Source organism: Streptomyces sp. SLBN-31 (genome assembly GCF_006715395.1).
Taxonomy (GTDB): domain Bacteria; phylum Actinomycetota; class Actinomycetes; order Streptomycetales; family Streptomycetaceae; genus Streptomyces.
The window spans coordinates 3,855,310-3,876,174 of record NZ_VFNC01000002.1; the positions used below are offsets into that span (position 1 = coordinate 3,855,310).

Annotated in this window: 21 protein-coding genes; 11 read left to right on the plus strand and 10 right to left on the minus strand. The window is 72.5% G+C overall.

Annotated elements, in window-relative coordinates; genetic code table 11:
• Positions 1–50: 50 nt before the first annotated feature.
• The gene (hutU, locus tag FBY22_RS37405) at positions 51–1,715 is read right to left on the minus strand and encodes a urocanate hydratase (RefSeq protein WP_142152382.1); all 1,665 of its coding nucleotides are present in this window, start codon (positions 1,713–1,715) and stop codon (positions 51–53) included.
• Between the two features lie 130 nt (positions 1,716–1,845).
• On the opposite strand from hutU, the gene FBY22_RS37410 reads away from it, so the two are divergent.
• The 5 genes from FBY22_RS37410 (at position 1,846) to FBY22_RS37430 (ending at position 5,753) form a co-directional block, all read left to right on the plus strand.
• A complete protein-coding gene (locus tag FBY22_RS37410) occupies positions 1,846–3,249 on the plus strand; it encodes a diaminopimelate decarboxylase (RefSeq protein WP_142152383.1) in 1,404 nt (467 codons plus the stop codon).
• Between the two features lie 169 nt (positions 3,250–3,418).
• Positions 3,419–3,826, plus strand: a complete 408-nt coding sequence (locus FBY22_RS37415) for a hypothetical protein (protein WP_142152384.1) — start codon at positions 3,419–3,421, stop codon at positions 3,824–3,826.
• Complete coding sequence (locus tag FBY22_RS37420; protein WP_142152385.1) at positions 3,823–4,824, plus strand: transcriptional regulator; 1,002 nt, start codon at positions 3,823–3,825, stop codon at positions 4,822–4,824. The genes FBY22_RS37415 and FBY22_RS37420 overlap by 4 nt, the downstream gene beginning before the upstream one ends.
• 22 nt (positions 4,825–4,846) lie before the next feature.
• Positions 4,847–5,356: a roadblock/LC7 domain-containing protein gene (locus FBY22_RS37425; RefSeq protein WP_142152386.1), complete on the plus strand. Its 510-nt coding sequence runs from the start codon at positions 4,847–4,849 to the stop codon at positions 5,354–5,356.
• A gap of 22 nt (positions 5,357–5,378) precedes the next feature.
• Positions 5,379–5,753, plus strand: coding sequence for a hypothetical protein (locus tag FBY22_RS37430; RefSeq protein WP_142152387.1), 375 nt, complete (start codon positions 5,379–5,381; stop codon positions 5,751–5,753).
• A gap of 13 nt (positions 5,754–5,766) precedes the next feature.
• Here FBY22_RS37430 and FBY22_RS37435 read toward each other — a convergent pair whose 3' ends face one another.
• From FBY22_RS37435 to FBY22_RS37445, 3 genes are all read right to left on the minus strand, one after another.
• Positions 5,767–6,360 carry a hypothetical protein gene (locus FBY22_RS37435; protein WP_260845301.1) on the minus strand — a complete coding sequence of 198 codons (594 nt, stop codon included), beginning with the start codon at positions 6,358–6,360 and terminating at the stop codon, positions 5,767–5,769.
• Positions 6,361–6,475: 115 nt separating this feature from the next.
• Positions 6,476–7,336 carry a MurR/RpiR family transcriptional regulator gene (locus FBY22_RS37440; protein ID WP_142152388.1) on the minus strand — a complete coding sequence of 287 codons (861 nt, stop codon included), beginning with the start codon at positions 7,334–7,336 and terminating at the stop codon, positions 6,476–6,478.
• A complete protein-coding gene (locus tag FBY22_RS37445; protein ID WP_260845302.1) occupies positions 7,333–8,823 on the minus strand; it encodes an aromatic amino acid ammonia-lyase in 1,491 nt (496 codons plus the stop codon). Before FBY22_RS37445 ends, FBY22_RS37440 begins: the two co-directional genes overlap by 4 nt.
• A gap of 220 nt (positions 8,824–9,043) precedes the next feature.
• Here FBY22_RS37445 and FBY22_RS37450 point away from each other — a divergent pair, with 220 nt between their 5' ends.
• A complete protein-coding gene (locus tag FBY22_RS37450) occupies positions 9,044–9,472 on the plus strand; it encodes a hypothetical protein (RefSeq protein ID WP_174267397.1) in 429 nt (142 codons plus the stop codon).
• 3 nt (positions 9,473–9,475) lie between these two features.
• Here the strand turns inward: FBY22_RS37450 and FBY22_RS37455 are convergent, their stop codons facing one another.
• Entirely contained in the window at positions 9,476–10,237 is a 762-nt protein-coding gene (locus tag FBY22_RS37455; protein WP_142152391.1) for an SDR family oxidoreductase, read from the minus strand.
• Positions 10,238–10,383: 146 nt separating this feature from the next.
• On the opposite strand from FBY22_RS37455, the gene FBY22_RS37460 reads away from it, so the two are divergent.
• The gene (locus FBY22_RS37460; RefSeq protein WP_142152392.1) at positions 10,384–11,208 is read left to right on the plus strand and encodes a helix-turn-helix transcriptional regulator; all 825 of its coding nucleotides are present in this window, start codon (positions 10,384–10,386) and stop codon (positions 11,206–11,208) included.
• 326 nt (positions 11,209–11,534) lie between these two features.
• Here FBY22_RS37460 and FBY22_RS37465 read toward each other — a convergent pair whose 3' ends face one another.
• Positions 11,535–12,923, minus strand: coding sequence for a cystathionine beta-synthase (locus FBY22_RS37465; RefSeq protein ID WP_142152393.1), 1,389 nt, complete (start codon positions 12,921–12,923; stop codon positions 11,535–11,537).
• 160 nt (positions 12,924–13,083) lie between these two features.
• Between FBY22_RS37465 and FBY22_RS37470 the strand changes: the two genes are divergently transcribed.
• The 3 genes from FBY22_RS37470 to FBY22_RS37480 all read left to right on the plus strand — a co-directional run bounded on the left by FBY22_RS37470 (position 13,084) and on the right by FBY22_RS37480 (position 16,818).
• Complete coding sequence (locus FBY22_RS37470; protein ID WP_174267355.1) at positions 13,084–14,127, plus strand: SGNH/GDSL hydrolase family protein; 1,044 nt, start codon at positions 13,084–13,086, stop codon at positions 14,125–14,127.
• 414 nt (positions 14,128–14,541) lie between these two features.
• On the plus strand, positions 14,542–15,762 hold the full coding sequence (locus FBY22_RS37475; protein WP_142152394.1) for an acetyl-CoA C-acetyltransferase: 1,221 nt from the start codon (positions 14,542–14,544) through the stop codon (positions 15,760–15,762).
• 279 nt (positions 15,763–16,041) lie between these two features.
• Positions 16,042–16,818, plus strand: a complete 777-nt coding sequence (locus FBY22_RS37480) for a hypothetical protein (protein WP_174267398.1) — start codon at positions 16,042–16,044, stop codon at positions 16,816–16,818.
• Between the two features lie 3 nt (positions 16,819–16,821).
• Here FBY22_RS37480 and FBY22_RS37485 read toward each other — a convergent pair whose 3' ends face one another.
• A complete protein-coding gene (locus FBY22_RS37485) occupies positions 16,822–17,133 on the minus strand; it encodes a hypothetical protein (RefSeq protein ID WP_174267356.1) in 312 nt (103 codons plus the stop codon).
• A gap of 104 nt (positions 17,134–17,237) precedes the next feature.
• Between FBY22_RS37485 and FBY22_RS37490 the strand changes: the two genes are divergently transcribed.
• A complete protein-coding gene (locus tag FBY22_RS37490) occupies positions 17,238–17,468 on the plus strand; it encodes a DUF4287 domain-containing protein (protein WP_058924900.1) in 231 nt (76 codons plus the stop codon).
• A gap of 71 nt (positions 17,469–17,539) precedes the next feature.
• Here the strand turns inward: FBY22_RS37490 and FBY22_RS37495 are convergent, their stop codons facing one another.
• The 3 genes from FBY22_RS37495 to FBY22_RS37505 form a co-directional block, all read right to left on the minus strand.
• Positions 17,540–18,433, minus strand: a complete 894-nt coding sequence (locus FBY22_RS37495; RefSeq protein WP_142152396.1) for a Bax inhibitor-1/YccA family protein — start codon at positions 18,431–18,433, stop codon at positions 17,540–17,542.
• Between the two features lie 111 nt (positions 18,434–18,544).
• Entirely contained in the window at positions 18,545–19,765 is a 1,221-nt protein-coding gene (locus FBY22_RS37500) for a 4-hydroxybenzoate 3-monooxygenase (protein ID WP_142152397.1), read from the minus strand.
• A 163-nt stretch (positions 19,766–19,928) separates the two neighbouring features.
• The gene (locus tag FBY22_RS37505; protein ID WP_142152398.1) at positions 19,929–20,606 is read right to left on the minus strand and encodes a hypothetical protein; all 678 of its coding nucleotides are present in this window, start codon (positions 20,604–20,606) and stop codon (positions 19,929–19,931) included.
• Positions 20,607–20,865 lie beyond the last annotated feature (259 nt).

Below are 20,865 nucleotides of genomic sequence, written 5' to 3' on the forward strand. Positions count from 1 at the left end.
ACCGGCCCGCCCAGGCTGCGGGAGGTCGTTGCGCACGGCGGAAGTGTCCGTCACGCGGAGTCACCCTCGCGCATCGGCACCCGCACGCCCCGCTCGTCGGCGACCGACTCCGCGATGTCGTAGCCCGCGTCCACGTGGCGGACGACGCCCATGCCGGGGTCGTTCGTCAGCACACGGCGGATCTTCTCGCCGCCCAGCTTCGTGCCGTCGGCCACCGTCACCTGCCCGGCGTGGATGGACCGTCCCATGCCCACGCCGCCGCCGTGGTGGATGGACACCCAGGAGGCGCCGGAGGCGACGTTGACCATGGCGTTCAGCAGCGGCCAGTCGGCGATCGCGTCGGAGCCGTCGAGCATGGCCTCCGTCTCGCGATAGGGGGAGGCCACGGAGCCGCAGTCCAGGTGGTCGCGCCCGATCGCCAGCGGAGCCGCCAGCTCGCCGCTCGCCACCATGTCGTTGAACCGCTCGCCGGCCCTGTCCCGCTCGCCGTAGCCGAGCCAGCAGATGCGCGCGGGCAGGCCCTGGAAGTGGACCCGCTCGCCGGCCATCTTGATCCAGCGGGCGAGGGACTCGTTCTCGGGGAACAGGTCGAGGATCGCCTTGTCGGTCTTGGCGATGTCGGACGCCTCGCCCGACAGCGCGGCCCAGCGGAAGGGGCCCTTGCCCTCGCAGAACAGCGGGCGGATGTAGGCGGGGACGAAGCCGGGGAAGGCGAACGCCCGCTCGTACCCGGCGAGTTGCGCCTCGCCGCGGATGGAGTTGCCGTAGTCGAAGACCTCCGCGCCGGCGTCCATGAAGCCGACCATCGCCTCGACGTGCCTCGCCATCGACTCACGGGCGCGCGTGGTGAACCCGGCCGGGTCCTTGGCCGCCGCGTCCGCCATGTCGTCGAAGTCGACGCCGAGCGGCAGGTACGCCAGCGGGTCGTGGGCCGAGGTCTGGTCGGTGACGATGTCGATGGGGGCGCCCATGGCGAGCAGCTGCGGGACCAGTTCGGCGGCGTTGCCGAGGACGCCGATGGACAGCGGGCGGCGGGCGTCGCGGGCCTCGGTGGCCAGCTGGAGGGCGTGGTCGAGGGAGTCGGCCTTCACGTCCAGGTAGCGGTGCTCGATGCGGCGCTCGATGGCGCGCGGGTCGCAGTCGATGCAGATCGCGACGCCGTCGTTCATGGTGACGGCAAGGGGCTGGGCGCCGCCCATGCCGCCGAGGCCGGCGGTGAGGGTGATCGTCCCGGCGAGGGTGCCGCCGAACTTCTTCGCGGCGACGGCGGCGAAGGTCTCGTAGGTGCCCTGGAGGATGCCCTGGGTGCCGATGTAGATCCAGGAGCCGGCGGTCATCTGGCCGTACATGGTCAGGCCGAGGGCCTCCAGGCGGCGGAACTCCTCCCAGTTGGCCCAGTCGCCGACGAGGTTGGAGTTGGCGATCAGGACGCGCGGGGCCCACTCGTGGGTCTGCATGACGCCGACCGGTCGGCCGGACTGGACCAGCATGGTCTCGTCCTGCTTCAGCCCCTTCAGCGTGCGCACCATGGCGTCGAAAGAGCGCCAGTCGCGGGCCGCCTTGCCCGTGCCGCCGTAGACGACGAGCTTGTCCGGGTGCTCGGCGACCTCGGGGTCGAGGTTGTTCTGCAGCATCCGCAGGGCGGCTTCCTGCTGCCATCCCAGGGCGCTCAGTTCCGTACCGCGCGGCGCTCGGACGGGGCGGGGTCCTGACATGGTCTGCCTCCTGAGTGGATTGCTCGCAGCGAACCGTTACTACGACTATTCACATCCTCGCGCTCTGAATAGGACTAGTCAATAGAACCGGCGGGCAGCGAGGATTCGTCCCAGATGTTTGGCTGGACGCATGGGCGAGGGCGACGACACGACGGGGGACGGTGTGGGCTACGACAACGGCGGGCGTACGGACGGCGCTGCGCGGCGCGACGACGCGGTGCGGGCGGCCGTGGAGCAGGGGCTCCTCGGACCGGACACCCCCATCCTCGGCCTTCTGGACGTCACGGGCATCCGCGAGTCGGCGGCCGAGCTGCGTGCGGCCTTCGACGCGGTGACGGCTCCCGGCACGCCCGTGCTGCACGCCTTCGCCGTGAAGGCGACCCCGCTGGTGCCCGTGGTGCGGCTGCTGCGCGAGGAGGGGCTCGGCGCCGAGGTCGCGAGCCCGGGCGAGCTGGCGCTGGCGCGGGCGGCGGGAGTGCCGCCGCGGCTGACCGTCCTGGACTCGCCCGCCAAGACGCCGGCCGAACTGCGCGAGGCACTGGCGCTGGGCATCGCCGTCAACGCCGACAACGCCCAGGAGCTGGCGCGGATCGACGCCCTGATGCGCTCGGCACACAGCGGCTCCCCCATCGGGATCCGGGTGAACCCGCAGGTCGGCGGGGGTTCCATCGGGGCGACCTCGACGGCCACGGCGACCTCGAAGTTCGGGGTGGCGCTGCGCGACGAGGGTGCGCGGGAGTGGGTCGTGCGGGCGTACCGGGAGCGGCCGTGGCTGACTCGGCTGCACGCGCACACCGGGTCGCAGGGCATCCCTCTGTCGCTGATGGCGCAGGGCGTGGCGGAGGTGTTCGCGCTCGCCGAGGAGATCAACCGGCGCCTCGGCCGGCCGCAGATCGACACGCTCGACATCGGCGGCGGCCTGCCGGTGAACTTCGGCTCGGACGAGTCGACGCCGACGTACGCGCAGTACGCACGCCTGCTGAGCGAGGCGGTGCCGGGACTGTTCGACGGGCGGTACGGCCTGGTGACCGAGTTCGGCCGGTCGCTGCTCGCCAAGCACGGGACCGTGGTGGCCCGGGTGGAGTACGCCAAGAGCGCCGGCGGGCGGCCGGTCGCCGTCACGCACGCCGGCGTGCAGGTGGCGGCGCGGACGGTGTACGTGCCGGGTTCGTGGCCGCTCAGGATCGCCGCCTACGACGCCAAGGGGCGCCCGAAGGAGGGCCCGCCGGTGGTGCAGGACGTCGCCGGACCGGCCTGTTTCGCGGGCGACCTGCTGGCCGAGGGACGCGCGCTGCCGCTGCTGGAGCAGGGGGACTACGCGGCGGCGCTGGACACGGGCGCGTACTACTTCGCGCACCACTACGCCTACAACTCGCTCGCCCGGCCCGGGATCTACGGCTTCGCGCCGGACGGGTCGGGAGAGGTGGCCTTCGCGACCGTGCGCGAGGCGCAGCAGCTCGACGAGATCGTGGCCGAGGCCGGAGGAGCGCACGCGGGCGCGCTCACCACCTTGCGCGCCCCCGACCGCCGTTGACGCGTGCCGGGGCATCTGCGGTTCAACTGCCCTGAATTCGAGGCGAGCCGACCCACCTTAGCCGTCCGGAGCATGTTCCACCGGAAAATGCCATATCCCTCACCCGTCGCGCACACGTTGCGTAGTTTCGGCGTCACTCAGCCGAACCCCAGGCGGGAGGGGAGCCACGGTGCCCGGAATCGACGAGTGTCTGCTGGAAGCCATGCGACTGCCCGGTGCCCGGGGCGCCGCGCTGATCGACTGGACCAGCGGGCTGGCCCTGGGCAGCGTCGGAGAGGCCCCTGGCGGGGACCAGGAGACCGCTGCGGCGGAGGCCGCCGAGATCGCCCGGCTGGCCGCAGAGCAGCACGCGTTCGCGCCGGACGACGATGCCGGGGCCGGACCGGCGGCGGACGCCGACCCGCCGGTCGAGGACCTCATCGTCAGCAACCGGGACAGCTACCACGTGCTGCGGTTCGTGGGGGCGACGTTCGACGGCAGCGTGTTCCTGCACCTGTGGCTGGCCCGCGCCGAGGGCAACCTGGCGATGGCCCGCATCCGGCTGGGCGAGATGGCCGAACGGCTGGTGCTCGCATGACCGCCGTCCACACCACCGAGCCCCCGCGGCTGCCGGTCCGCCAGAAGGTCGCCGCCGCCGAGCGCGGCTGGGGCGGCGTCTCGCCGATGCTGACCCGGCTGGCCGCCGAGCGGGCCACCGGCATCCTCTTCCGCGAGCACGGCACGCTCCACCTCGCCGACGGCCTGGTGGTGCACGCCGAGAGCCCTTGCGCGCCCGGCCTGGAGACGCTCCTGACGGCCCACGGCACGCTCGCCGTGGAGGCCTGGCGGCAGGCGCTCGGCGAGACGGACGACGACCACCAGGCCGGCCACCTCGCCGGTCTGCGCCTGGTCGACGCCGGCCTGCTCACCCTCGGGGCCTTCGAGCTGTGCCGGCTGACGGCGCTGTACGACGCCGCGTACTTCGTCCTCGCCCCCAGCTCCACCCCGGGCCGCTTCCGCTACGGCACCGCCCACGCCCCCGGGCACCGGGCCGCCGTGCGCCGGGTCCCCGTGGCCGCCCTGGAACGCGAGACGCTGCGCCGTCGCGACCTGCTGCACCGCATCTGGCCGGACCCGGTCACCGACGAGGCACCGCTGGCCCGCACGGAGCGTCCCGCGGCGCCCGCGCTCACCCGCCGCCAGCGAGCCGTGCTGGCCCACGCGGACGGCGTCCGTACGGCGCCGGACATCGCCCGGGCCCTGGGCCACCTGGCGTTCCACACGCTGGTCGACGTCCGCCGGCTGGCGGCGGCGGGAGTGCTCGCCCCGCTGCGCCCGGCCGTCCCCGAGCCGCCGGGCCCGGCGGACCCGGCGGGCGAGGGGTGGGCGGCCCCGGAACCGGCACCGCCGCCGGACCCCGGGCAACCGCCGCCCCTGCCGAGCCGCGGACGGCCGCCGTACGGCGCGGCGGGCCCGGGACCCGGACCGGCCCGGCCCGCAGCCGGTCACGGGATACCCGCCTTCACCGAACCGCTGCCGCCCGATCCCCACATCACCTTGCTGAAGAGGCTCAGAGATGCGCTGGAGGCCCTTTGACCGGTTCGAGAGGAGGCCCCGGATGGCCGTCGACCCCCATGTCCTCGACGAGTTGCGCCGGCTGAGGGCCCGTGTCCCGCAGCTCACCGGCGCGCTCGCCACGGGGGCGGACGGCGACGTCCTCGCCCAGGACACCCCCGGCGTCGACCCGCAGGACATGGCGGCGCTCAGCGCGACCGCGCACGCCGCCGCCGTGCGGCTGGCGGACGCGACGGGCCAGGGCGAGGTCCGCGAGCTGCTGGTGCACGGGGTCTACGGCTACGTCGCGACGTTCACCGCGGGCACCGCCTCCGCGACGGCCGTACTGACCCTGCTCGCCCAGGAGCGGGTGAACGTCGGCCGGCTCCTGCTGGAGGGCCGCCGGGCGGCCGCCCGGATCGCCGAACTCGTCGACGAGCACGCCCCGGCCGCCCAGCGCGCCAAGCAGACCAAGCCCGCCAGACCGCCGGCCAAGACGGCCGCCGTACGGACCAGAACCCCGCGCGCGCCACGTACCACGACCACCAACGCGCGCACCACCACGGAAAGTTGAAAGGGAACCGAGGAACACACTCATGGCCAACACCGAAACCTGTCTGAAGGAAGCCCTCGCCTCCATCGAGGGCGCGACCGGCGTCGCGCTCGTCGACTACACCAGCGGCATGGCGCTCGGCACGATGGGGGGCAGCAAGGGCTTCGACCTCAATGTCGCCGCCGCGGGCAACACCGACGTCGTCCGCGCCAAGATGCGCACCATGGAGCACCTCGGGCTCAAGGCCCAGATCGAGGACATCCTGATCACCCTGTCCGACCAGTACCACCTGATCCGCCTGATCAGCGGAAGGGGCGGCAACGGCCTGTTCCTCTACCTGGTGCTGGACGGCAAGCGGGCCAACCTGGCGATGGCCCGCCACCAGCTCAAGAGGATCGAGGAGGACCTGGAGGTCTAGCGGGCGCGTCAGCTCACACGAGTGCCGCGGTGCGGCGCCGCGCCCCGCCCGGGGCCGCGTCGCCCGCCGCGATACCCGTGCTGCGGTAGGCCCTGACCGCCTTGCCGGCCGGGCGGCCTCCGTTCGCGGAGAGCCAGTCGACCCGGACCCACAGCAGGGCGTCCTCGGTCCGTTCGCGCCGCCCCAGCCAGGCGGCCTTGAGCCGCAGCCCCGTGCCGGCACCGGCGAGGAGCATCCCGCCCGCGGCCGGCACGGCGAAGGAGGCGCCCAGCGCGGCCAGGAACGCGAGCAGCAGCCACCACCGGTGCCCGCGCCGCCAGTTGCGCACGCTCACGGCACGGTCCTGGAGCACGTCGTGCCGGCTCGCGCGGACGGCCGAGCGGGCCAGGGCCGTATAGCGACCGCGGCGGCCGTACGACACCACGGCCGCGGCGACGAGGAACAGCGCGGCCCCCGCCATCACCCCGATCCGGCGCCCGGTCACCCCCGGCACCAGCACCCCGACACCCGCCGCGAACACGCCGGCCCACCACAGTGGCGCGGCCCCGGCGCGTACGACGACGGCCACCCGGGCCAGACCCTGAGCCCTGCGATCTGCGCGTGCCACGTTCCGCCTCCTCGTCGTCCTGGCACAGTCCTGTGGGCCGGGAGGGTAGCGAGCGAAGGTGAGACGAGTCTGAAAAAACACGCGCCCCGCTGCCGGGCTCGAACAGCGCGCCCGCCTATTCGACGAACAGCCCCCGTGCCGCCGCCCGCGCGTCGAACTCCTCCAGCCGGGCCTGCGCGTCCGGCAGGTCGTCGCACATCGCCTCCAGCAGCACCCGGCCCAGCAGCATGGGCGCGCAGGCGGTGTCGAAGGCGAGGCCGGTGCCCACGGCGGCGGGCAGCAGCAGGTCCGACACCCTGGCGACGGGCGCGAACGCGGAGTCGGCGACGGTGACGACGGTCAGCCCGGCCTCCTTCGCGAAGGCCAGCGTGTCCACGACCTCGCGGGGGTGGCGGGGCAGCGCGAAGCACAGCAGGGCGCTCGCCCCGGCGCGTACGGCGCCCTCGATGCGGTCCTGGATCATCGTGCCGCCCTCGTGCAGCAGCCGTACGTCCGGATGGACCTTGGCGGCGAAGTAGGCGAAGCCGTAGGCCTGGGAGGCGGCGGCGCGCAGCCCGAGGACGGGCAGCGGGCGGGAGGCGGCGAGCAGCCGTCCGGCCCTGCGCACGGGGCGCGGGTCGGCGAGCAGTTCGGCCAGGTGGCGCAGGTTCTCGATCTCGGCCTCGACGGCCTGCTGGTAGGCGTTGTGCGAGGCGGCCTCGGCGGCCTGTTCCGCCGGCGCGACCTCGCGCAGGTGCCGGCGCAGCGCCGGGTAGCCGTCGAAGCCGAGGGCCACGGCGAAGCGGGTCACCGAGGGCTGGCTGACCCCGGCCAGTTCGGCCAGCTCCACGCTGGACAGGAAGGGCACGTCGGCGGCCCGGCGCACCATGCTGTGCGCGATGCGCCGCTGGGTCGGCGTCAGCCGGTGCCCCTCGAAGAGCGCCTGAAGGCGCCCCGCAGGACTGTCCATCACGCTCATGTCCCCTTCCAGGCTCATGACTCGGTCCCCCTCCAGATACCGGGGAACCGGTCCAGAGTTGCGGCCGCCGCCGTCACGTCGTCCGTGAGCGGCCGGTCGGCCTGGTCCTGTGCCAGTACGGATTCGGCGAGCCGAAGTGCACGGCCCACCGGAAGTTCCGGGTCGGGCCTGAAGTCGCGCTGACGCAACGCCCGTACGGCGGCGACGAGTTCGCAGCCGACGACGAGACGGTACGCGCGACAGGCGCGCAGTGTCTGGCGTGCGGCGAGCGAGGCGAAACTGGCCTGTTCCTCGACGCCCCGGGAGAGTACAGCGTGGCCGAGGGAGGCGGGGGCGGAGAAGGCGCGCAGGTCGCCGAGGGCGGCGCCGGCGGCGTACTCCAGGATCATCACGCCGGAGGCGGCCGGCTCGTGGTCGGCGAGGAAGGGGCGCAGGCGGGTGAAGGCGAGTTCGTTGAGGGTGGACAGGCGGGAGGTCGACAGCCGTGCCACCTGCATCAGCGAGAGCCTGAAGTGGTCCAGGGCGAGGGCGAGCTGGGCCTGGTAGAAGCCGCCGTGATGGTAGGCGGCCATGTCCTCGGGCGAGATCAGCGGGTTCTCGGCGGCCGCGTTGATCTCCACGTCCAGCACCTTCTCCAGCGCGTCGGCGGCGTCGTGCGCCGGGCCGTGGATCTGGGGCAGGCAGCGGAAGCCGTACGGGTCCTGGATACGGCCCAGGGGCGGGGTGGGCCGGTCCGCGGCGCCGATCAGCAGCCGCATGCGGCGGGCCACTTCGGCGCTGCCGCGGTGCGGGCGGGCGGCGTGCACGGGGGCGGCGTAGGCCTCGTGCGAGCCGTCCACGGCCAGCAGCGACAGCGCGGCGACCACCTGGGTCGCCTCCACCAGGGCGCGCAGTTCGTGCAGGGCGAGCGCGGACTGGCCGAGGGTGAGGGCGTTGCTGCTGATGAAGGCCAGGGCGTCGTTGTTGTCGAGGGGCTGGGCCGCGGGGGCGCCGGAGCCGTCACCGGCCGGCCGCCACGGATGCTCCCCCGCCAGCGCCAGCCCCACCTGGGCCAGTGCGGCGATGTCCCCGGTGCCGACCGACCCGAACTCGTTGACGACCGGATGCGCCCCCTTCGCCAGCGCCTCGCACAGGGCCGTCACCACCGTCGGCCGCAGTCCCGCACCGCCGGCCAGCAGCTGGTTGGCGCGTACGGCGAGCATGGCCCGGACCTGCCGGGCGGGCAGCTCGTCCCCTATGGCGCCCGCGTGGCTGCGCAGCAGCCGCAGCCCGTGCCCGGTGGCTGCCTCGGTGGGCACGGGCTCGTTGCGGTTGGCGCCGACGCCGGTGGAGCGGCCGTAGACGCGTCCCGTCGCGGCGATCCGGCGGGCCGCGTCCCAGGACTCGGTGACCCGCTTCATGGCGTCGGTCCCGGGCACCGGACGCGCGGAGCCGTCGGCGAGGCGGACGACGTCCTCGACGCCGAGCCCGATGCCGTCGAGGACGACCAGGCCGGTGTGCGTCACGCCCCCACTCCCCTCACCCGGACACGCCATATTCAGATTCTAGGAATGCTGCATGGCCCTATGCAGGCACAGCGTTCCCGATCGGGCGTGCCCCTCGCAAGATCGAGGCACCGTCCCGCCCGGCGAACCCCAGTCCGGACAGGGGGGCTATCCCCAGTGCGACGGGCGCCGCGGCTGCCTACCGTGGGATTCCATGACAGGCATGGGGACGGAGACGGCGATGGACGCGCGGGACGCGGAGCTCAAGAAGGAACTCAACGCCACGCTGCAGGCGCGCAGGGAGCTGGGCGAGGAGTACGAGTCCGCACTGGTCGACTCCTTCCTGGAGAAGGTCGACCAGCGCATCGACGGGGCGGTCGATCGGCGGGTGCGCCGGCAGATGGCCGAGCAGCAGATGGTGGTGGCCCGCGGCGCCCGCGGGCCGAAGCCGACGGACTCCTGGGGTGAGCGCTTCGGCTTCGGCATGGTCTCGATGGTCCTGGCGATCCCGCTGTCCGCGATCGGCGGCGGCATCGCCCACCTGCCCGGCCTCTTCGTCACCTGGGCCGGAATCGTCGGCGTCAACGCCTTCCAGGCGGCGCGCGCCAACCCCAGCCTGTTCGGCGCGCGGCGCCGGCGGGACAAGGACGGCGACCGCTGGGAGGACTGACCCTCACGCCTGCCGGGTCGGCAGCACCATGATCTGCCGCAGGTTGACGTGCCGGGGACGGCTGCTGACGTACGCCACGACGTCGGCGACCTCCTCCGAGGACAGGGCGCCCATCGTGTCCACCATCGCGTCGACGAACTCCCGCATCGTGTCGCTCTCGATGTGCGAGGCGAGCTCGGTCGCCGTCAGTCCCGGCTCGATGTTGGTGACCCGGACGTCGCGCGGCCCGAACTCGGTGCGCAGGGTGGCGGAGAGGTGGGTCAGCGCGGCCTTGGTCGCCCCGTACACCGCGTAGGAGGGGAAGGTGAGGTGGGCGCCGACCGACGAGATGTTCACCAGGTCCGCGGCCCGCCCCGCCGCGGCGGCGGCGAGCAGGTCCCCGGTGAAGGCGCGGATCATCCGCAGCACCCCGGTGACGTTCGTGTCGATCATCCGCTGCCACTCGTCGATGCGCCCGTCGTCCACGGGGTGGGGCAGCATCACACCCGCCGAGTTCACGACCAGGTCGACGGCTCCGTACTCCGCGTGGATCCGCTCGACGGCCGCGTCCACCGAGCCGTCGTCGGTCACGTCGGCGGCGACGGCGACGGCCTGCCCGCCGTCGGCCCTGATCTTCTCCACGACGGCGTCCAGCCGCTCCCGGCGCCGGGCCAGCAGCGCGACCCTCGCACCCTGCGCGGCCAGCAGCACGGCGACGGCCTCGCCGATCCCGCTCGCGGCCCCGGTGACGACGGCGGTACGGCCGTCCAGGTTCTCGTACGACATGGTGCACTCCCTGAGCGATCGGGCCGCCGGCGTGCCCGGCGGCGACCACCACCGTGCGCCGCCGGGCCGGTCCCACCCAGGGATGCGCTTTTCCTGGGTCTGCCAGAACCAGGCTGGAATCCCGCCCCTCCCCTACGATCGAACCCATGAACGGGGACCTCGGAGACTTCCTGCGCTCGCGCCGTGCCCGCATACAGCCCGAGGAGGTGGGGCTGGCCTCGTACGGCCGGCGCCGCGTGCCGGGCCTGCGCCGCGAGGAGGTGGCACAGCTCGCCGGCGTGAGCGTGGACTACTACATCCGGCTGGAGCAGGGGCGTGGACCGAGTGTGTCGGACGCCGTGCTGGACGCCGTCTCGCGCGTGCTGCGGCTGGACGAGGGGGAGCACGCCTACCTGTACGAGGTGGCCCGGCCGCACAAGAAGCGCGAGCGGCGGGCCGCGTCCCGGGTCCGCCCCGGCATCCGGGCGCTGCTCGACGGCATGACGCACACCCCGGCGTTCGTCCTCGGGCCCGCCATGGACGTACTGGCCTGGAACGCGCTCGCCGACGCGCTGAGCGGCTTCAGCCGTATGACGGCGGCCGGCCGCAGCGTGCCCCGGCAGGTGTTCCTTGACCCGGCGAGCCGTGAGCTGTACCCGGAGTGGTCCGCGGTGGCCGCCCAGACCGTCGCCAACCTGCGGATCTGCGCGGGCCGGTACGCCGACGACCCCGAACTGTGCGCGCTGGTCGGGGAACTGTCCGTCAAGAGCGAGGACTTCCGCCGCCTGTGGGCCGACCACCAGGTCAAGGAGTGCGCGTACGGCGTGAAGCGGATGCGGCACCCGGTGGCGGGCCTGCTGACCCTGCCGTACGAGACCCTGACGATCCCCACCGACCAGGACCAGACGCTCGTCGTCTACACGCCCGAGCCGGGCTCGGAGACGGCGGAGAGGCTGGCGCTGCTGGGCAGTTGGGCCGGCGCACGCGCGTAGAAGGAGGATGCGCGGGGACCGCCGCACCCCCGTTGCCGGGGGGCGGGACGACGGCGGTCCCCGCGAAGGACGCTGACCGGGTCAGGCCGGGCCTCGCGTCCGGCGTCCATGGAGGTCCGGGAGCCGCTCCGGAGGTCCTTGGACGATCGGCGCCGGCCTGGGCGGGGAGCCGCTCCCGCCCTGCCGACACCCACTAATCTGCCGGACGCGTGTTAAGCGTGTGCTGCGTGGACGTGACACCCTCGTACCACTTCCGCGAAGTCCGCGGAGATCGTCGAACGCCGCAAGACCCGCGCCGGCACCGGCCGTTCACCGGACGTTCGCCGTCACTTCCCGCCCTTGGCGAGGAAGGCCAGCAGGTCCTGCCGGCTGACCACGCCGGTCGGCTTGCCCTCGACGAGGACGATGGCCGCGTCGGCGGCGCCGAGCACGGACATCAGGTCGGCGACCGGCTCGCCGGAGCCGACCTGGGGCAGCGGGGCGGACATGTGCTTCTCCAGCGGGTCCTCCAGCGAGGCCCGCTGGGTGAACAGCGCGTCCAGCAGCTCGCGCTCGACGACCGAGCCGACGACCTCGGCTGCCATCACGTCCGGGTGGCCGGCGCCCGGCTTGACGATCGGCATCTGCGAGACGCCGTACTCGCGCAGCACCTCGATGGCCTGGCCGACGGTCTCGTCGGGGTGCATGTGGACGAGGGACGGGATGGCGCCGTGCTCCTTGTCGTTGAGGACGTCGCCGACGCGGGCGCTGGGGCCCTCGTCCTCCAGGAAGCCGTAGTCGGCCATCCACTCGTCGTTGAAGATCTTGCTGAGGTAGCCGCGGCCGCTGTCCGGCAGCAGGACGACCACGACGTCGTCCTCGGTGAGCCGCTCGGCGACCCGCAGCGCGGCCACGACCGCCATGCCGCAGGAGCCGCCGACCAGCAGGCCCTCCTCCTTGGCCAGGCGGCGGGTCATCTGGAAGGAGTCCTTGTCGGAGACGGCCACGATCTCGTCGGCCACGGTCCGGTCGTAGGCGGTGGGCCAGAAGTCCTCGCCCACGCCCTCCACCAGGTACGGCCGCCCGGACCCGCCGGAGTACACGGAACCCTCGGGGTCGGCGCCGACGACCTGCACCCGGCCGTCGCTGACGTCCTTCAGGTACCGGCCGGTGCCGGAGATGGTGCCGCCGGTGCCCACGCCCGCGACGAAGTGGGTGATCTTCCCCTCCGTCTGCTCCCACAGCTCGGGGCCGGTGGAGTGGTAGTGCGAGAGCGGGTTGTTGGGGTTGGAGTACTGGTCCGGCTTCCACGCGCCGGGCGTCTCGCGCACCAGCCGGTCGGAGACGTTGTAGTAGGAGTCCGGGTGCTCGGGGTCCACGGCGGTCGGGCAGACGACGACCTCGGCGCCGTACGCGCGCAGCACGTTGATCTTGTCAGTGCTCACCTTGTCGGGGCAGACGAAGATGCACTTGTACCCCTTCTGCTGGGCCACGATGGCCAGTCCCACGCCGGTGTTGCCGCTGGTGGGCTCCACGATCGTGCCGCCCGGCTTCAGCTCCCCGCTCTGCTCCGCCGCCTCGATCATGCGCAGCGCGATGCGGTCCTTCACCGAGCCGCCCGGGTTGAAGTACTCGACCTTGGCCAGGACGGTGGCCCTGATGCCCTTGGTAACGCTGTTGAGCCTCACCAGCGGGGTGTTGCCGACGAGGCTGATCATCGAGTCGTGGAATCGCACCGTTGTCTCCGGTCGCTTGCAAAAAAAGTGGTCCTGGTGGTCCGGCCAGCCTATGACCTGTGGACCGTCCACGACGGTCGTTCACTCCCCGTTGAGATTGGCGCACCGTCTGTACGGGGCAAGGAGTGGGTGTACGGCTAAGAGGAGGTGGCGGCGACGCATGACGAGCATGTCGAGGGCACGGGTGGCCCGGCGGATCGCGGCCGGCGCCGCGTACGGCGGCGGCGGGATCGGACTGGCCGGCGCGGCCGCCGTGGGTCTGCTGCTGGCGGAGGTGCAGCTGGCCAAGCGCCATGTGGGCAACGGCGGCAGCGGGCGGGTGCCGGTGGCGGACGGCCTGTACGGCACCGCGTACACCGTTCCCGACGAACCTCCCCTGCGCCTGACGATGCTCGGTGACTCCACGGCCGCCGGCCAGGGCGTGCACCGGGCGGGCCAGACACCGGGCGCGCTGCTGGCCTCCGGTCTGTCGGCGGTGGCGGAGCGTCCGGTGGAGCTGCACAACGTGGCCCTGCCGGGGGCCACGTCCGACGACCTGGACCGCCAGGTGGCCCTGGTGCTGGCGAACCCCGCCCGGATGCCGGACGTCTGCGTGATCATGATCGGCGCGAACGACGTCACGAACCGCATGCCGCCGACCCGCTCCGTCCGCCATCTGGCGGCGGCGGTCCGCCGGCTGCGCACGGCCGGCGCGGAGGTGGTGGTCGGCACCTGCCCCGACCTCGGCACGATCGAGCCGGTCCAGCAGCCGCTGCGCTGGCTGGCCCGCCGGGCCTCCCGTCAGCTGGCGGCGGCCCAGACGATCGGCGTGGTGGAGCAGGGCGGCCGTACCGTCTCGCTGGGCGACCTGCTGGGCCCGGAGTTCGAGGCCAACCCGCGCGAGCTGTTCGGCCCCGACAACTACCACCCCTCGGCGGAGGGGTACGCGACGGCGGCCATGGCCGTCCTCCCGACGGTCTGCGCCGCCCTGGCGCTGTGGCCGGCGGACGAGGACCGCCCGGACGCGGCGCGGCGCGAGGGCTTCCTGCCGGTGGCGCGGGCGGCCGCCGAGGCGGCGTCCGAGCCCGGCACGGAGGTCACGGCCGCGATGCCGACGGGCCCGCGCGGCCCCTGGGCCCTCCTCAAGCGCAGGCGCAGGCGGCGGGTGACAGAACCAACCCCCTCCGAACCCACCCCGACCCCCTCCAGCCCGTCCGGAGTCTGAGGTCCCCAGCCGATCCGGCATTCCAGGCCGGGCCCCGGACCACCGTCCGCCCTGTCCAGCCCGTCCGGCGTTCGAGGACGAGGCCCGCAGGACCGACAGGGGGTCTGGGGGCGCGGCCCCCGGGAACCCGCACCCCCATCCACCCGCACCCTCCAGACCACCCTCCACCCCTCCAGCCCGCCCGGCGTTCGAGGACGAGGCCCGCAGGACCGACAGGGGGTCTGGGGGCGCGGCCCCCGGGAACCCGCACCCCCATCCACCCGCACCGGCACCCGCCCACCCGCCGGAGGCCCAAGCAAGCGCTTAGAAAATTGCGGTCAGGGTCACACCGTCGCACCCGTGACCCCGACCATACGTACGGGTAACTTCCCAACCAGCCCTGCCCACGCACGTACGTACGCCAATGGAGCCGTGATGCCCGAAGCCGTGATCGTCTCGACCGCCCGCTCCCCCATCGGCCGCGCCTTCAAGGGCTCCCTGAAAGACCTGCGCCCCGACGACCTCGCCGCCACGATCATCCAGGCCGCCCTCGCCAAGGTCCCCGAGCTGGACCCGAAGGACATCGAGGACCTGATGCTCGGCTGTGGTCTGCCCGGCGGCGAGCAGGGCAACAACCTCGGCCGTATCGTCGCCGTGCAGATGGGCATGGACCACCTGCCGGGCTGCACCATCACCCGGTACTGCTCCTCCTCCCTGCAGACCTCCCGCATGGCCCTGCACGCCATCAAGGCCGGCGAGGGCGACGTCTTCATCTCGGCCGGCGTCGAGATGGTCTCCCGGTACGTGAAGGGGAACTCCGACAGCCTCCCCGACACGCACAACCCCCTCTTCGCCGAGGCCGAGGCCCGCACCGCCGAGGTCGCCGCGCAGGAGAACACCACCTGGCACGACCCGCGCGAGGACGGCCTGGTCCCCGACCCGTACATCGCGATGGGGCAGACCGCCGAGAACCTGGCCCGCCTCAAGGGCGTCACCCGCCAGGACATGGACGAGTTCGGCGTCCGTTCGCAGAACCTCGCGGAGGAAGCCATCAAGAACGGCTTCTGGGAGCGCGAGATCACCCCGGTGACCCTCCCCGACGGCACGGTCGTCTCCAAGGACGACGGCCCGCGCGCCGGTGTCACCCTGGACGGCGTCGCCGGCCTCAAGCCCGTCTTCCGTCCCGACGGCCTGGTCACCGCCGGCAACTGCTGCCCGCTGAACGACGGCGCCGCCGCGGTCGTCATCATGAGCGACACCAAGGCCCGCGAGCTCGGCCTCACCCCGCTCGCCCGCATCGTGTCGACCGGCGTCTCCGGTCTCTCCCCCGAGATCATGGGCCTCGGCCCGGTCGAGGCGAGCAAGCAGGCCCTGAGCCGCGCCGGCCTGACCATCGGCGACATCGACCTGGTCGAGATCAACGAGGCGTTCGCCGCCCAGGTGATCCCCTCCTACCGCGACCTCGGCATCCCGCTGGAGAAGCTGAACGTCAACGGCGGCGCCATCGCCGTCGGCCACCCCTTCGGCATGACCGGCGCCCGCATCACAGGCACGCTCATCAACTCCCTGCAGTTCCACGACAAGCAGTTCGGCCTGGAGACCATGTGCGTCGGCGGCGGCCAGGGCATGGCGATGGTCATCGAGCGTCTGAGCTGAGCCCTCCGTAACCACCGGGGCACACCTCGTGAGCCTCTGGCCCGGAGTCCGGGACACCCCTGGACTTCGGGCCGTTTTGTGATCCAATCTCCCCCAGGATGTGACCTATCTCCCTAACCGGAGAGATCCACGCAGGTCAGCGCCGTCACGGTGGGGGCCACGGGCCCAAAGTCCTGTCCTATTCGTGACGTTACGCACTGACAGCTGGTTAGTCCGCCCTTCAAGCTGATGTAGGAAGTCGGGGGTCGACTTTGAACCGGGAGTACGTCAGTGAGCGCCATGCCGATCGCCTTGCTGCTCATCACGGCCGCCACGGGCGCCGTGGGCGTCGCCGTCCTGCGCACCCTCATGGTGCTGCGCCGTGAGGTCGCCGCCCTGCACACGCAGCTCGCCGAACAGCGCGCCCCGCACGGTCTCGTGCCGGCGGCCCGCCTCTCCACCGAGGCCGACGAGATACGCGCCGCCGTCGCCGAGGCACTCGCCGAGGAACGCGAGCGCGAACTGGCCGAGGCGCGCGCCTTCTGGGCCGCCCAGGAGGCCCGTGACGTCTCCGACGCCCCCTCCCTGCTGGGTCTGCCGGACAGCGAGCTCTTCCTGCCCCGGCAGAGCGACTTCGTGGGGCTGGAGCCGCTGGAGTCGGTGACCGAGCCGTCCACGGACGGCGACGAGTTCGCCGCCGACTCCCCCGAACTGGCCGCGGCCCGTCGCCGCCACCCGTCCCACCCGGACTTCGTCCCCGTCCAGTCGCCCGTGGTGAACGACCATGAGCGCACGGTGGCCACCCTGGAGGAACTGGCCGCGTCCCGCGTCGAACTGGCCGACGTCCGCCCCGGCCCCCTCGGCACCCTCGACGTCTACGTCTTCGCCGACGGCACCACGCTGTGCATGACCCCGGGCCACCGCGAGACGGCCGAACGCCTGGCGGCGGCCCTGCGCGCGGGCGAGACCCCGGTCCTGCTGGGCGGCTCGGGCATCTCGGGCGCCTACACGCTGACGTTCGCGTGCGGCGAGGAGAACGTCTACATCCTCGCGGACCGGGTCATAGCGTCCCTGTAGCGATCAGACGCCGGCCCGTTGCTGGGCGTGCGTCACGAGCTCCACGGCCGCTTCCACCTGGTCCTCGTCCCGAAGGACGAGGGCCAAGTCGTGTGCGGCGACGGTGATTTGGTCCGCGGCCGCGAACATCCCCGCGTCCGGCATCTCCCTGAGCGGAGTGCCCGGCTCCTCAACGGCCTGCGTCCGACGGGCCAACTCCCTGGCCAGTTCCAGCGCCTCGGCGGCGGCCCCGCGCTGGAGCCGGCTCTGCGGCGCCGCCCTCAACCGGTCGGCGAAATGATCCACGGCACGTGTCAGGGGCGTCGTATCAACCACAGAAGGAGCGTACGCGGGACCTCCGGACTGTTGCCAACAGGCGAACGCTCAGGCACCGTGACCTGAAGGACCGGCTTATATCCCCTTTGCGTCCGGAGGCGCCGATGTCCCACGTCCTCTCCGAGGAGACCCACCGCAACATGCTCGCCCGCATCCCCCACTGCACCGGTCGTGAAGTGTCCGACTGGCTGCGCACCGTCGAAGAAGGCCCCGCCCTCTTCCGCTTCGAGGAAAAGGTCAGCTGGCTCCGCCACGAGCACAACCTCGCGTACGGCCACGCGAAGGCGATCGTCCACGAATACGACCTGAGGAGGGCAGCGCGCAAACTGCTCTAGGCGCGCACCACGACATGACGAAGGGCCCCGGTCAGGCGACCCGGGGCCCTTTGCCGTACGACCGGCGCAGGCTAGTCGTTGCTGTTGAGGATCGCGATGATCCGCAGGAACTCCATGTAGATCCACACCAGCGTCAGCGTGAGCCCGAAGGCCGCCAGCCACGCCTCGTTCTTCGGCGCGCCGTAGGCGATGCCGTCCTCGACCTGCTTGAAGTCCAGGGCGAGGAAGCACGCGCCGAGGATGATGCCGACGACGCCGAAGAAGACGCCGAGCGGGCCGCTGCGGAAGCCGAGTCCGTCACCGCCGCCGAAGACCGCGAACAGCAGGTTCACCATCATCAGCAGCACGAAGCCGATCGCGGCCGCCATCACGAAGCCGTAGAAGCGGCGGTTGACGCGGATCCAGCCGGCCTTGTAGGCCACCAGCACACCGGCGAACACCGCCATCGTGCCGATCACGGCCTGCATGGCCGCGCCGCTGGCGATGCGGTTGTCCACGACGCTCGACAGGACGCCGAGGAAGACGCCCTCGAACGCGGCGTAGGACAGGATCAGCGCCGGCGAGGCCGTGCGCTTGAAGGACTGCACGAACGCCAGGACCATGCCGACGATCATCGCGACGAAGCCGATGCCGTACGAGCGGTTGAGGTTGGCGTCGTCGACCGGCAGCAGCGCCCAGGCGAGCGCGGCCGTGACGATCAGGGTGCCGAGGGTGGACGCGGTGCGCAGGACGACGTCGTCCATGGTCATCCGGCCGGTGGTGGCCGGGGCCTGGGGCGGGGCGCCGTGCTGCAGGTCCTGCTGGGCGTAAGGGTTCTGCGCGTAGGGGTTGCCGTACTGCTGTCCGTACGGGTTGGCCTGCGTGCCGACAGCGGGCCCCCCGGCCTGCGGCGCGGTGTTGAAGCCCGCGTAGCCGTTGTCGCGGCTGAACCCCCGTCGCGAGAAGACCGGGTTTCTGCTCCTCATTTCACTCCTCCATGGCCACACGTCGCGGCCTTGGCTCAAGAGTAATGGGTAGGCAAAGAAATGCCTCTAGTGCTTGGGGAGGATCTTTCCCCCGCCATGCTGCGCAACACGCTACGCGGGTCCCTGATTCCCCTCACCGGAGGGGCCCACACGGCCGTCGTCCAGGGGAAAGCCGGTGTACCCCTCGGCCAGGTCGGTCTCGGCGGCCCGGGAGGTCGCGATCCGGTCCAGACGGGCGAGCTGGAGGCGGTCGTCGAAGGGCGCGGCACCGGGGGCCGGGTGCAGCATCGTCGTCATGTCGTACGAGAACCGCTCGGCCTGCCAGACGCGGCGCAGGCAGGTCTCGGAGTAGGCGTCGAGCAGCGCGTCCGACCCGGTCTCCGTCCGGTACGACAGCGCCCGCGCGAAGGTGACGACGTCGCCGACGGCCAGGTTGAGCCCCTTGGCGCCGGTCGGCGGAACGATGTGGGCGGCGTCGCCGGCCAGGAAGAGACGGCCGTGACGCATGGGTTCGTGGACGTAGGACCGCATCGGCGTCACCGACTTCTGGGTGATCGGTCCGCGCCCCAGGCGCCACCCGTCCTCGGTCTCGAAGCGGCGCTCCAGCTCGTCCCAGATCTCCTCGTCGGTCCAGTCCCCGGCGTCCGTGCCCTCGGGGACCTGGAGGTAGAGCCGGGACACCGACGGGGAGCGCATGGACAGCAGGGCGAAGCCGCGGTCGTGGCGGGCGTAGACGAGCTCGTCGTGGGAGGGCGGCACGTCGGCGAGGACACCGAGCCAGCCAAAGGGGTACGTGCGTTCGAAGACCCGGACGAGCTCGGCGGGGACGGCCTTCCTGGCCACTCCCCAGAACCCGTCGCAGCCGACGACGTACTCGCACTCCAGGACCTCCTCCCGGCCCTCGTGCCGGAAGCGGACGGACGGACTGTCGGTGTCCGCGCCCTCGACGGCCAGCGCCTCCGCCTCGAACAGCAGCGGGCCGCCCTCCTTGAGCTGGAGGGCGATGAGGTCCTTGCACACCTCGGTCTGGGCGTAGACCATCACCGACCGGCCGCCGGTGAGGGCGGGGAAGTCGACGCGATGGCGCTTCCTGTCGTACCGCAGCTCGATGCCGTCGTGCCGGAGCCCTTCCCGGTCCATCCGCTCCCCGGCGCCGGCCGCCCGCAGCACGTCCACCGTGCCCTGCTCGAGGATTCCGGCGCGCTGGCGCTGCTCGACGTAGGCGCGGTCGTGGCTCTCCAGGACGACCGAGTCGATCCCGGCGTTGTGAAGCAGCCGGGCGAGGAGCAGGCCGGCGGGGCCGGCTCCGATGATGCCGACGGTGGTACGCATCGGGCGTTCCCTTCGAGTAGCCGCGGGGTGAACATGCGTGCGTTCGTATAGTGAAGTTTTCTTCACCAGAAATCTGCACGTGAGTCTGCGCCCGCGGCCACCCGATGTCAATGGCCGACCGCCGTACCGCTGGGGGTCGGCACGGCGGTCGGAGTCCGACGGGTCAGGCGGCCGGCGGCCAGCCGTCCAGGTGCCGGTGGAGGGTGACGTCGGGCTGCACGTCGCCCTTCGGGGCGCCGGCCACGGCGTCCTTCAGGACCGCGTTGACCTCGGCGGCCAGCCCGTCGGCCTGCTTCTTCAGGTCGGCCGCGGAGACGGAGGACCTGGTCAGCGCGTCCAGGCGGCGGTGGATGTCGGCCAGCTTGCCCTGCGCCGCGGCGTCCAGGGTCAGGGGCCGGGGCGTGGAGACGACGAACTGGTAGGCGCCGGCCAGCGTCTGGCAGCCGGTGCACTCCTTGTTGGCGGCGTCACTGATGTTCACCGCCCGCAGGTGCGCGTGCTCTCCGGCGACGGTGACGATCTGGAAGGACAGCGCCACCGAACGGCAGGCGTCGTCTGCCGAGCAGCCGGCCGAGACGGCGTTGGCCTGGTTGCGCGCGCTGGCGGCGTTCACCGTTCCGAACTGGCGGATGGTGAACGAGTCGCGGGCCTGGGTGTGGTGCGCCCGGTCGACGTGGCTGAAGACGTGGTCCGAGACCACGGCGGCATGCGTCACCCCGGTCGCGGCCTGCGCCGGTACGGCCGTCGCGGCACCGGCGACGCCGGCGGCGAACAGGCCTATGCCGAGGGCCCGGCGGGTCAACGGGTTGTTGACTGGTCGTGCTTTTCGATGACTGCTCAAGGAACTGATCTCCTCGCTGGATGGATCGGGTACGGACTGTGTGAGACGGAGGCGGTGCCGATGAGGGACCTGCGGCGGGAGGGTGACGGGTCACGTCGTGGAAGCCGGTGCGGCGGCCCGTCCCCTGGCCACCGCACCGAACCGCCGTACGGGCCCCCGGCCCGACCACCCGACGCCCCGCGCGCCCCCGCCCGGACCGCCTGACGACACCTGGTCCCGGGCCGCGCGTGCCCCCGCCCGGAACCGTCGTGCCGGTGGT